This window comes from Promicromonospora sp. NPDC060204, assembly GCF_042728455.1.
Classification (GTDB): Bacteria; Actinomycetota; Actinomycetes; order Actinomycetales; family Cellulomonadaceae; genus Promicromonospora.
In genome coordinates this window covers 1-11,527 of the sequence record NZ_JBHWZO010000204.1, presented here as the reverse complement: position 1 = coordinate 11,527, position 11,527 = coordinate 1, and the positions used below count along the sequence as shown (strand labels likewise).

The 11,527-nt window shown below is 73.1% G+C and carries 10 protein-coding genes; all 10 read left to right on the top strand.

Features of this window, described 5'->3' with window-relative positions:
- Positions 1 to 94 precede the first annotated feature (94 nt).
- Positions 95 to 511 (top strand): transcription antitermination factor NusB, encoded by a 417-nt coding sequence (gene nusB / locus ACFWEJ_RS21585; RefSeq protein WP_285104672.1) that lies wholly within the window; start codon positions 95 to 97, stop codon positions 509 to 511.
- Between the two features lie 73 nt (positions 512 to 584).
- On the top strand, positions 585 to 1,886 hold the full coding sequence (locus ACFWEJ_RS21580; protein ID WP_377231240.1) for an MFS transporter: 1,302 nt from the start codon (positions 585 to 587) through the stop codon (positions 1,884 to 1,886).
- Positions 1,887 to 2,046: 160 nt separating this feature from the next.
- A complete protein-coding gene (locus ACFWEJ_RS21575; RefSeq protein WP_377231239.1) occupies positions 2,047 to 2,520 on the top strand; it encodes an SRPBCC domain-containing protein in 474 nt (157 codons plus the stop codon).
- A 47-nt stretch (positions 2,521 to 2,567) separates the two neighbouring features.
- Complete coding sequence (locus ACFWEJ_RS21570; protein ID WP_377231238.1) at positions 2,568 to 2,984, top strand: ArsR/SmtB family transcription factor; 417 nt, start codon at positions 2,568 to 2,570, stop codon at positions 2,982 to 2,984.
- Between the two features lie 147 nt (positions 2,985 to 3,131).
- Positions 3,132 to 3,812, top strand: coding sequence for a bifunctional pyr operon transcriptional regulator/uracil phosphoribosyltransferase PyrR (pyrR, locus tag ACFWEJ_RS21565; protein ID WP_377231237.1), 681 nt, complete (start codon positions 3,132 to 3,134; stop codon positions 3,810 to 3,812).
- The gene (locus ACFWEJ_RS21560) at positions 3,809 to 4,837 is read left to right on the top strand and encodes an aspartate carbamoyltransferase catalytic subunit (protein WP_377231236.1); all 1,029 of its coding nucleotides are present in this window, start codon (positions 3,809 to 3,811) and stop codon (positions 4,835 to 4,837) included. The genes pyrR and ACFWEJ_RS21560 overlap by 4 nt, the downstream gene beginning before the upstream one ends.
- Positions 4,834 to 6,177 (top strand): dihydroorotase, encoded by a 1,344-nt coding sequence (locus ACFWEJ_RS21555; RefSeq protein WP_377231235.1) that lies wholly within the window; start codon positions 4,834 to 4,836, stop codon positions 6,175 to 6,177. The genes ACFWEJ_RS21560 and ACFWEJ_RS21555 overlap by 4 nt, the downstream gene beginning before the upstream one ends.
- Positions 6,174 to 6,791 (top strand): hypothetical protein, encoded by a 618-nt coding sequence (locus tag ACFWEJ_RS21550; RefSeq protein ID WP_377231234.1) that lies wholly within the window; start codon positions 6,174 to 6,176, stop codon positions 6,789 to 6,791. Before ACFWEJ_RS21555 ends, ACFWEJ_RS21550 begins: the two co-directional genes overlap by 4 nt.
- 44 nt (positions 6,792 to 6,835) lie before the next feature.
- A complete protein-coding gene (gene carA / locus ACFWEJ_RS21545; RefSeq protein WP_377231241.1) occupies positions 6,836 to 8,137 on the top strand; it encodes a glutamine-hydrolyzing carbamoyl-phosphate synthase small subunit in 1,302 nt (433 codons plus the stop codon).
- On the top strand, positions 8,137 to 11,527 hold a 3,391-nt coding region (gene carB / locus ACFWEJ_RS21540; RefSeq protein WP_377231233.1), incomplete at its 3' end, for a carbamoyl-phosphate synthase large subunit. The genes carA and carB, both read left to right, overlap by 1 nt.

The window sequence follows — 11,527 nt, the reverse complement described above, 5'->3', positions numbered from 1 at the left end:
GCTCGTCGCCGAGCCGAACGGCCGACCCGAGCCGACTTCCCAGCCGAGCTCGTAGCCGGCAATCGCAACTGAGCTTCCGCGACAGAGAGAGACCATGGGCGCACGCACCAAGGCGCGCAAGCGCGCCGCCGACATCCTCTTCGAGGCGGAGCAGCGCGGCATCGACCCGCTGACGCTCCTCGCCGACCGTGTGGCCGTGCCGCACACCGAGGCGGCCGTGCCGCAGTACGCCGTCGACATCGTGGAGGGCGTGGTCGCGCACCGCGACCGCATCGACGAGGTGCTGGAGACCTACTCGCAGGGCTGGACCCTCGACCGGATGCCCGCCGTCGACCGTGCGCTGCTGCGGATCGGCTCGTGGGAGGTCCTCTTCAACGACGACGTGCCCGACGCCGTCGCGCTGGACGAGGCGGTCGACCTCGCCGGCGACCTGTCCACCGACGACTCCCCGGCCTTCGTGAACGGCCTCCTCGGCCGGGTCAAGGACCTGAAGCCGACCCTGCTGGCGTGACCTGGGTCGTCAACCGGCACGCAAGCCGGGGTACAAGCCGGCACGCAGGCCGATACGCAGCCCCGCAAGCACTGTGAGCACCGGTCCCGGCGCTGGACGGTTCGACGAGCGACGTCTGCTCGTCGCCCTGTTCGGCGCCGGGACCGCGGCGTTCGCCCAGCTCTACGCCCCGCAGTCCGTCCTGCCGGACGCCGCCCGCGAGCTCGCGACGTCGGCGTCCGCGACGTCGCTCCTCGTCTCCGCCGCCACCCTCGGCCTGGCCGTGGGCGTGCTGCCCTGGGCGTGGGTGGCCGACCGCGTCGGGCGGGTGCGGGCGATGACCGTCGCGATGCTCGGTGCCACCGCGATCGGGCTCGTGGTCCCGTTCGCGCCGTCGTTCGAGCTGCTCGTGGCCGGGCGGGCCGTGCAGGGGTTGTTCGTCGCGGGCGTGCCCGCCGTCGCGATGGCCTACCTGACGGAGATGCTGATCGAGTCGGGCGCCGCGGCCTCGGTACCGCGCGCCGCCGGGACGTACGTGGCAGGCACGTCGGTCGGCGGGCTGCTGGGGCGGATCGTGTCCGGCGGCGTGGCCGAGCTGTTCGGCTGGCGCGTGGGCGTGGGCGCCGTCGCGCTGGCGTGCCTGGTCGCCACGGGCGCCTTCATCTGGCTCGCCCCCCGGGACCGGGGGCCGCGAGCCGCGCTGGGACGGCCCGGCGGCGGCGCTCTTTCCGACGGCGCCGCTCCCGACAGCCCTGCTCCCGACCCCGCCTTCCCGGAGCGCGGTGCTCCGCGCGGGCGGCGCGGTCGGTTCGGGAAGCGCGGTCGGTTCGGGCGGCTCGGGCGGTTCCGCGCGCTGCTGCACCCGCGTCTGCTCGTGCTCGACGCGCAGGGGCTGCTGCTCATGGGCGGCTTCGTCGCTGTCTACAACTACCTGGGATTTCGCCTCGCCGCCCCGCCCTTCGACCTCTCGCCCGGCGTGGTGAGCCTCGTGTTCCTCGCCTATCTGGCCGGGACCTGGTCGTCGGCGCGGACGGGCCGGCTTGTGCTGCGGCACGGCCGGCGCCGGGTGCTGATCGTGTCGACCGGGGTGATGGCGCTCGGTGTGGTGGCCACGCTGTCGGGCTGGCTGCCGCTGGTGCTGGCCGGGCTGGTCGTGCTGACCGCCGGGTTCTTCGGCGCGCACGCCGTGGCCAGCGGGTGGACGCCGGTCGCCGCACCCCAGGCCCGGACCCAGGCCGCCGCCGTGTACAACCTGGCCTACTACGCGGGATCCAGCCTGTTCGGCTGGCTCGGCGGCATCGGGTTCGCGCTGGCGGGCTGGCCCGGGACGGTCGGGATGGTGCTCGTGCTGGTCGCGGTCGCGGCAGGATTGGCGGCGGCGGTGCTGCGGGACTAGGCGGGGTCAGGCGGGCGGGGGATGCCGCGAGGCCGGGGGAGCGGCGCCATCTCACCACGTATTGCAACCAATGGGTTGCGCATTGTCGATCCAGGGTGCATCGTAGAAGCGCAACCAAACGGTTGCGCCATCGTCGATCGAGTCGCACCCGGAGGACACCATGACCACCACCCAGCCCCGCTCCAGCATCGACCTCGCCGCACGCACGGTCACCCGCACCGTCCGGGTCGCCGCCGGACCCGACGCGGTCTGGCGCGCGATCTCCGAGCCCGAGCACGTCGCCGGCTGGTTCGGCGACGGCTGCGAGACCGACGACGGTGGCCCGTTCGCCACCGGCACCCGCGGCCGGCTGCACTTCGAGGGCTACGGCTGGTTCGCCTTCGAGGTCACCCGGGCGGAGACCGGCCGCGTGCTCGCCTACCGCTGGGGCCAGTCCGCGGACGAGCCCGAGCGCATGACCGAGGCCACCTTCACCCTGGAGCCCGACGGCGCCGGCACCAACCTCACCGTCCACGAGACGGGCTTCACCGGCGACACCGACGACGCGGTACGCGCCGCACTCGACGGCAACCGCGAGGGCTGGGACGTCGAGCTGGACGAGCTCGTCGAGTACGTCGAGTCGCGGTCGTGGTGACGTCGGGGGCGGCGGCGTCGGCGGCGGTGTCGGGAGGGGCGGCAGGGGTGGCAGGGTCGGTACCGTCGCCCGTCGTCGCGTTCGCGGCGCTCGGCGACGAGACCCGCTGGGCCGTCCTCCAGGCGCTGTCCGGCGGTGAGTACGCCGGTGAGCACGCTCGCGAGCAGGCCGACGAGCAAGCGCATGAGCAAGCCGGTGAAGACGCCGTCGACCCCGCGTCCGGCCTGACCGCCTCCGCCCTCGCCGCCCGGCTCCCCGTGACGCGGCAGGCGATCGCCAAGCACCTCGCGGTGCTGGAGGCCGCCGGGCTGGTCGAGTCCTGGGTGGTCGGTCGCGAGCGCCGGTATCGCGCGCTCGGCGCGGAGCTGACGGCGCTGGGGCGTCGGCTCAAGCGCATCGGGGACGCGTGGGAGGCGCGGCTGGGTCGCATCGCCGGTATCGCGGAGCGCCTGGAGCGCGGCTGACGCGTCGCGCGTCGGCGCCCGGGATGTGAGCAACGCCCCTCCCGGCGGGCGCCGGCGTCGGCGTCCGGCACAGGGACGGCGCGTTATGGTGGTGGCTGTCAGACTCCCTTTAATCCCGTCCAGTGAGGCGGAGAAGGAGGTCGCCAGATGAATCCTGGCACCCGCATGCCCGAATCCAGCGAGACCCCGAGCAACGCTTCCGGCGCCGCCGCCGAGAGGACGGTGCTCGGCGAGGCCGACATCGCCCGGGCGCTGACCCGGATCGCCCACGAGATCGTGGAGCGCAACAAGGGCGCCGCCGACCTGCTGCTGCTCGGCATCCCGACGCGCGGCGTGCAGCTCGCCCGCCGGCTGGCCGAGCGCCTCGCGCAGATCGAGCCCACCTTCAGCGGCGAGCACGGCACGCTCGACGTGACCATGTACCGCGACGACCTGCGTCGTCAGCCCACGCGCGCCGTCGGGCAGACGGTGCTGCCGGGCAGCCTCGACGGCACGATCGACGACAAGGTGGTCGTCCTCGTGGACGACGTCCTCTTCTCCGGCCGCACCATCCGCGCCGCGCTCGACGCCCTGAACGACCTCGGCCGCCCCCGCGTGGTGCAGCTCGCCGCCCTCGTGGACCGCGGGCACCGCGAGCTCCCGATCCGCGCGGACTACGTGGGCAAGAACCTGCCGACCTCGCGCAGCGAGCGCGTCCGGGTCCGGCTGGCCGACGTCGACGGCGGAGCCGACGCCGTGGTCATCAGCGAGGCGACCCCGGCTGCCAGCCCCGCCAGCACCAGCCCCGCGAGCACTGCCCCTTCAAGCACCGAGAGGGGCGCCCGATGAAGCACCTCCTGACCACCCAGGACATGTCCAAGGACGACGCGATCCTGCTCCTGGACACCTCCGCGCAGATGGCCGCGACCCAGTCGCGCGAGAACAAGAAGCTGCCGACGCTGCGCGGCCGCACCGTGGTGAACCTGTTCTACGAGGACTCCACGCGCACCCGGATCTCCTTCGAGACGGCGGCCAAGCGGCTGTCGGCCGACGTCATCAACTTCTCGGCCAAGGGGTCGAGCGTGTCCAAGGGCGAGTCCCTCAAGGACACCGCGCTGACCCTGCACGCCATGGGGGCCGACGCCGTGGTCGTGCGGCACTCGGCCTCCGGCGCGGCGCACCAGCTCGCGCACGCCGGCTGGCTCGACGCGGGCGTGCTCAACGCCGGCGACGGCATGCACCAGCACCCCACTCAGGCGCTCCTGGACGCGTTCACGATCCGCCGGCACCTGGTGGGGCACGTGGGTGAGGACGGCCGCGGGTCCGACACCTCGGTCGGCGCGGACCTGGCGGGCCTGCGCATCGCGATCGTCGGCGACGTCCTGCACTCCCGGGTCGCGCGGTCCAACGTCTACCTGCTGCACACCCTGGGCGCCGAGGTGACCCTGGTCGCACCGCCCACGCTCGTTCCGGTCGGCGTGGAGACCTGGCCGTGCCGGGTGTCGTACCACCTGGACGAGACGCTCGAGCAGTGGCAGCCGGATGCAGTCATGATGCTTCGGGTGCAGCGTGAGCGGATGTCGGGCGGTTCGGGGTCGTTCTTCCCGAGCCCGATGGAGTACAGCCGCAAGTTCGGGTTCGACGCCCGCCGTCTCGCGGTCCTGCCGGACCACGCGATCGTGATGCACCCCGGGCCGATGAACCGCGGCCTGGAGATCTCGGCGGCCGCCGCCGACCACCCCCGCTCCGTGATCGTGGAGCAGGTGGCCAACGGCGTCGCCGTCCGGATGGCCGCCCTGTACCTGCTGCTGTCCGGCACCGACGAAAATTCCAGCACAGCAGTTTCCAGCACCGACGAGAGGAACGTCCTGTGAGCACCGCGAGACCGCAGACCTATGTCCTGCGAGGGGCCCGTCCCTACGGCACGGACCCGGTCGACGTCGTGCTGGCGGACGGCGTGGTCGCCGCCCTCGGGGCGCCCGGCACGGTCGAGGTGCCCGACGGCGCGCAGGAGATCCCGGCGGCGGAGCACGTGCTCCTGCCCGGCCTCGTCGACCTGCACACCCACCTGCGCGAGCCGGGCCGGGAGGACGCCGAGACGGTGTTCTCCGGCACCCGCGCCGCCGCGGCGGGCGGCTTCACGGCCGTGCACGCGATGGCCAACACGACGCCGACGCAGGACACCGCGGGCGTCGTCGAGCAGGTGCACCGGCTGGGCGAGCAGGCCGGCTGGGTCGACGTGCACCCCGTGGGCGCGGTCACCGTGGGCCTGGACGGACGGACGCTCGCCGAGCTGGGCGCCATGGCCGACTCCGCCGCCCGCGTGCGCGTCTTCTCCGACGACGGCAAGTGCGTGCACGACCCGGTCCTGATGCGCCGAGCGCTGGAGTACGTCAAGGCGTTCGACGGCGTCGTCGCGCAGCACGCGCAGGAGCCGCGCCTGACCGAGGGCGCGCAGATGAACGAGGGCGTCGTCTCCGCGCAGATCGGCCTGACGGGCTGGCCCGCCGTGGCCGAGGAGTCGATCATCGCCCGCGACGTGCTGCTGGCCGAGCACGTGGGCTCGCGCCTGCACGTGTGCCACCTGTCCACCGCCGGCTCGGTGGAGATCATCCGCTGGGCCAAGGGCCGCGGCATCGACGTCACCGCCGAGGTGACGCCGCACCACCTGGTGCTCACGGACGAGCTGGCCCGCGACTACGACCCGGTGTTCAAGGTGAACCCGCCGCTGCGCACCGCCAAGGACGTCGAGGCGGTCCGCGAGGGCCTGGCCGACGGCACCATCGACATCGTCGCCACCGACCACGCCCCGCACCCGGTCGAGGACAAGGACTGCGAGTGGTCCTCGGCCGCGTTCGGCATGACCGGCCTGGAGACGGCGCTGTCCGTGGTGCAGCAGACCATGGTCGACACCGGCCGCCTGACCTGGGCCGACGTCGCCCGCGTTCTCTCGGAGAACCCCGCGCGCATCGGCCGGATCGGCGCCACGCAGGGCCGGCCGATCGCCGTCGGCGAGCCCGCCAACCTGGTCCTGGTGGACCCGGCCGCGACCCGCGCGGTCGACGGCGCCAGCCAGGTCACCGCGAGCGACAACACCCCGTTCCAGGGCATGGAGCTCCCCGGCCGCGTGGTCGCCACGTTCCTCCGTGGCCGCGCGACGGTCCTGGACGGCGCGCCGGTGGAAGCCGGGTCCCTGGAAGGAGCCACCCGATGACCGCCCTGTCCGTCGCCGTGCTGGCTGCCCTGGCGGTCTTCCTCGTGCTGTACGTGACGCTCATCGGCCGTCGCCGGCTCGCGCAGCGCACCACCACGGTCGTTCCGGTGCCGCCTTCGCCGCCCGCGGATTCTCCCGGTGCCGTGCGCTTCGGCCCCGTCGAGGCGATCTACGTCTCGACCACCCTGCACGGCGACTGGCTCGCCCGGGTGGGCGCGCACGGGCTGGGCGACCGCTCGCACGCGGTCGTCACCGTGCACGGCGGCGGTGCAGGGCAGGCCGGCGTTCTCGTCGAGCGCGACGGCACCGACGACCTGTGGCTCCCGGTGAGCGCGATCCGCAGCGCGGGCCTCGCCCCGGGCATGGCGGGCAAGTACGTCGGCGCGGACGGGCTCGTGGTCCTCACCTGGGCCGTCCCGGAGGCCGACGGCGTCCCGGCGGCCCTGGTCGACACCGGGCTGCGCCCGCGCCGCCCGGAGGACCGCGGCGGCCTGGTGGACGCCGTCCGCCACCTGCTCGCCGACCGCCAGAGCCCGCACAGCCAGCAGCACCAGCAGCACCCCGAACAGCAGTACCCGCACCAGCAGTACCCGCACCAGCAGGAGGCCCGGTGACCATCCCGACGACGTCCGCAGAGACGTCCCCAGTGACGTCCGCAGTGACGGCAGCACAGTCGTCCGTAACTACCGCAGCGCTGGTCCTCGAGGACGGCACCACCTACCGCGGGCGCGCCTACGGCGCCACCGGCACGACGTTCGGCGAGATCGTCTTCTCCACCGGCATGACCGGCTACCAGGAGACGCTGACCGACCCGTCCTACCACCGGCAGATCGTGGTCATGACGGCGCCGCACGTCGGCAACACCGGCGTGAACGACGAGGACCCCGAGTCGGGCCGCATCTGGGTCTCCGGCTACGTGGTGCGCGACCCCGCGCGCCGGGTCTCGAACTGGCGCGCGCAGCGCTCGCTCGGTGAGGAGCTCGCCGCGCAGGGCGTCGTCGGCATCTCCGACATCGACACCCGCGCCCTGACCCGCCGCCTGCGCGAGGAGGGCGTCATGCGCGCCGGGATCTTCTCCGGCGACGACCTGGTGCGCGGCGGCTACCCGCGCCCCGTCGAGGAGCTCGTGGCCGAGGTGCAGGCCTCGCCGCAGATGGCGGGCGCGAACCTCGCCCCCGAGGTCTCCACGAAGGAGGCCTACACGGTGGAGCCGGCCGGCGAGCACGCCGGGCGCACCCCCGTCGCGACGGTCGTCGCCGTCGACCTGGGCATCAAGTCCATGACGCCGGCGCGACTGGCCGAGCGCGGCGTGCGCGTCGTCGTCGTGCCCCAGTCCTCGACGATCGACGACGTCCTGGGCGCCTTCGCGGACCTGCCCGACGACGCGCCCCGCGGCGTGTTCTTCTCCAACGGCCCCGGCGACCCCGGCGCCGCCGGCCACGAGATCGAGCTGCTGCGTGCGGTCCTGGACCGCCGGATCCCGTTCTTCGGCATCTGCTTCGGCAACCAGCTGCTGGGCCGGGCGCTCGGCTACGGCACGTACAAGCTCGGCTACGGCCACCGGGGCATCAACCAGCCCGTGCTCGACCGCACGACCGGCAAGGTCGAGGTCACCGCGCACAACCACGGCTTCGCGGTCGACGCGCCCGTGGTGGACGACGCCGGCGCCCCCGCCGTCTCGCAGGCTCCGTACGACGACAGCAGGACCGACGGCGGCCGCTACGGCCGCGTCGTCGTCTCCCACGTGGGCCTCAACGACCAGGTCGTGGAGGGGCTGACCTGCCTCGACCTGCCCGCGTTCTCGGTGCAGTACCACCCCGAGGCGGCCGCCGGCCCGCACGACGCCGCGTACCTGTTCGACCGGTTCGTCGGCCTGCTGACGAACCCGGCGGCGTGGCCGCCTGCCCTCAAGACCCAGCCCTCCGCAGCAGCACAGAACAACACCGAGGAGAACCACTGATGCCTCGCCGTAACGACCTCTCCTCGGTCCTGGTCATCGGGTCCGGCCCGATCGTCATCGGCCAGGCCTGCGAGTTCGACTACTCCGGCACCCAGGCCTGCCGGGTCCTGAAGGAGGAGGGCCTGCGGGTCATCCTGGTCAACTCCAACCCGGCCACGATCATGACGGACCCCGAGTTCGCCGACGCGACCTACGTGGAGCCCATCACCACCGAGGTGCTGACCACGATCATCGCCAAGGAGCGCCCCGACGCCCTGCTGCCCACCCTGGGCGGGCAGACGGCGCTGAACGCCGCCATCGCCCTGGACGAGGCCGGCGTGCTGGAGAAGTACGGCGTCGAGCTGATCGGCGCCAACATCCCCGCCATCCAGAAGGGCGAGGACCGCCAGCAGTTCAAGGACGTCGTGGCCAAGTGCGGCGGCGAGTCGGCCCGCTCGGAGATCGTGCACACGATCGACGAGGCCCTCAAGGCCGCCGAGATCCTCGGCTACCCGATGGTCGTGCGCCCGTCGTTCACCATGGGCGGCCTCGGCTCCGGCCTGGCCTACGACGAGGCGGACCTGCACCGCATCGTCGGGCAGGGCCTGCACTACTCGCCCACCACGGAGGTGCTCCTGGAGGAGTCCATCCTGGGGTGGAAGGAGTACGAGCTGGAGCTCATGCGCGACAAGGACGACAACGTCGTGGTCGTCTGCTCCATCGAGAACGTGGACCCCGTGGGCGTGCACACCGGGGACTCGGTGACGGTGGCGCCCGCGCTGACGCTCACCGACCGCGAGTACCAGAAGCTGCGCGACATCGGCATCGCCGTGATCCGCGAGGTCGGCGTCGACACCGGTGGCTGCAACATCCAGTTCGCCATCGACCCGGCCGACGGGCGCATCATCGTCATCGAGATGAACCCGCGCGTCTCCCGCTCCTCGGCGCTGGCCTCCAAGGCGACCGGCTTCCCGATCGCGAAGATCGCCGCCAAGCTCGCCGTCGGCTACACGCTCGACGAGATCCCGAACGACATCACCAAGGTGACCCCCGCGAGCTTCGAGCCCACGCTCGACTACGTCGTGGTCAAGGTCCCGCGGTTCGCGTTCGAGAAGTTCCCCGCCGCCGACGACACCCTGACCACCACCATGAAGTCGGTGGGCGAGGCCATGGCGCTCGGCCGCAACTTCACGGAGGCGCTCGGCAAGGCGCTGCGCTCCATCGACAAGGGCGGCGTGCAGTTCCACTGGGACGGCGACGCCCCGACGGGCGACGAGCTCGCCACGCTGCTCAAGGAGATCGAGCGGCCCACCGAGCAGCGCCTCGTCCAGGTCCAGCAGGCCCTGCGCTCGGTCGGGGAGCCCGGCGGAACCACGCTCGAGCAGGTCTTCGACGCGACCAAGATCGACCCCTGGTTCCTCGACCAGATCCAGCTCGTCAACGAGGTGGCCGCCGAGGTCGCCGCGTCGCCCACGGTCACCGAGGACCTGCTGCGCCACGCCAAGCGGCACGGCCTGTCCGACGCCCAGGTCGCGCGCCTGCGCGGCATGGGCGCCTCCGGCGAGTCCACGGTGCGCGAGATCCGGCACGCCCTGGGCGTCCGCCCGGTCTACAAGACCGTGGACACCTGCGCGGCCGAGTTCGCGGCCAAGACCCCGTACCACTACTCGAGCTACGACGCCGAGACCGAGGTCGCGCCCCGCGAGCGGGAGGCCGTGATCATCCTCGGCTCCGGGCCCAACCGCATCGGCCAGGGCATCGAGTTCGACTACTCGTGCGTGCACGCCACCCTGGCGCTCGCGGACAAGTACGAGACCGTCATGGTCAACTGCAACCCGGAGACGGTCTCGACGGACTACGACACGTCCGACCGCCTGTACTTCGAGCCGCTGACCTTCGAGGACGTCCTGGAGGTCTACCAGGCCGAGCTCGCCGCCGGTCCGGTCAAGGGCATCATCGTCCAGCTCGGCGGCCAGACGCCGCTGAGCCTCGCGCGGCGCCTCGCCGAGGCCGGCCTGCCGATCCTCGGCACCAGCCCCGAGGCGATCGACGCCGCGGAGGACCGCGGCATCTTCGGCCAGGTGCTGCTCGACGCCGGCCTGCCGGCCCCCGCGTTCGGCACGGCCCGCTCGCTGGCCCAGGCCCGCGACGTCGCCGAGGGCATCGGCTACCCCGTGCTCGTGCGCCCGTCCTACGTGCTCGGCGGCCGCGGCATGGAGATCGTCTACAGCGAGGACCAGCTCACCGGCTACGTCGAGCGCGCGCTGACCGAGAGCGCGGCCGCCGCCGCGCTGAACGGGGCGCCCGGCACCCTGGCCGCGCCGCTCCTGATCGACCGCTTCCTGGACGACGCGATGGAGATCGACGTCGACGCCCTGTACGACGGCGAGGAGCTGTTCCTCGGCGGCGTCATGGAGCACATCGAGGAGGCCGGCATCCACTCCGGCGACTCGGCGTGCGTGCTGCCCCCGGTCTCGCTCAGCGAGGCCGAGATCGCGCGCATCCGGCGCTCCACCGAGGCGATCGCCAAAGGCGTGGGCGTGCGCGGCCTGCTCAACGTCCAGTACGCGCTCGTCAGCGACGTCCTGTACGTCCTGGAGGCCAACCCCCGCGCGTCGCGCACCGTGCCGTTCGTCTCCAAGGCGACGGGCACGCCGCTGGCCAAGGCCGCGGCCCGCGTGATGGTGGGCGAGTCCATCGCCGACCTGCGCGCGGCGGGCGTGCTCCCGGAGCACGACGGCGCCACGCTCGACCTGGGCGCGCCGCTGGCCGTCAAGGAGGCCGTGCTGCCGTTCAAGCGGTTCCGCACCCGCGAGGGCCTGGTCGTCGACTCCGTGCTCGGCCCGGAGATGCGCTCCACGGGCGAGGTCATGGGCTTCGACAAGGACTTCCCGCACGCGTTCGCCAAGTCGCAGGCGGCGGCGTTCGGCGGGCTGCCGACGTCGGGCACGGTGTTCGTCTCCGTGGCCGACAGCGACAAGCGGCACGTCGTCTTCCCGGTCAAGCGCCTCGTGGAGCTCGGCTTCAAGGTGCTCGCCACGGCCGGCACCGCGAACGTGCTGCGCCGCAACGGCATCGAGGCCACCGAGGTGCGCAAGCACACCGAGGGCCGCGGGCCGGACGGCGAGCTCACCGTCGTCGGGCTCATCACCGAGGGGCAGATCGACCTCGTGGTGAACTCGCCGTCGGGCCAGGGCGCCCGCGCCGACGGCTACGAGATCCGCGCGGCGACGACGGCGGCCGACAAGCCGATCGCGACCACGGTGGACCAGCTCGCGGCCGCGGTGCAGGGCATCGAGGCGGTCCTGGCGGGCCCGTTCGAGGTGGCGAGCCTCCAGGAGCACACGGCGGCCACCACGGCGCGCCGTGCGGCCGCGCAGGTGGGCGTCCTGGCGCCGACGGCGGGGGCGC

Excerpts from the sequence above, each read along its gene's own strand:
- pyrR (WP_377231237.1), top strand. The coding sequence starts at position 3,132 with ATGAATCCTGGCACCCGCATGCCCGAATCCAGCGAGACCCCGAGCAAC.
- ACFWEJ_RS21550 (WP_377231234.1), top strand. The coding sequence starts at position 6,174 with ATGACCGCCCTGTCCGTCGCCGTGCTGGCTGCCCTGGCGGTCTTCCTC.
- nusB (WP_285104672.1), top strand. The coding sequence starts at position 95 with ATGGGCGCACGCACCAAGGCGCGCAAGCGCGCCGCCGACATCCTCTTC.
- ACFWEJ_RS21575 (WP_377231239.1), top strand. The coding sequence starts at position 2,047 with ATGACCACCACCCAGCCCCGCTCCAGCATCGACCTCGCCGCACGCACG.
- ACFWEJ_RS21560 (WP_377231236.1), top strand. The coding sequence starts at position 3,809 with ATGAAGCACCTCCTGACCACCCAGGACATGTCCAAGGACGACGCGATC.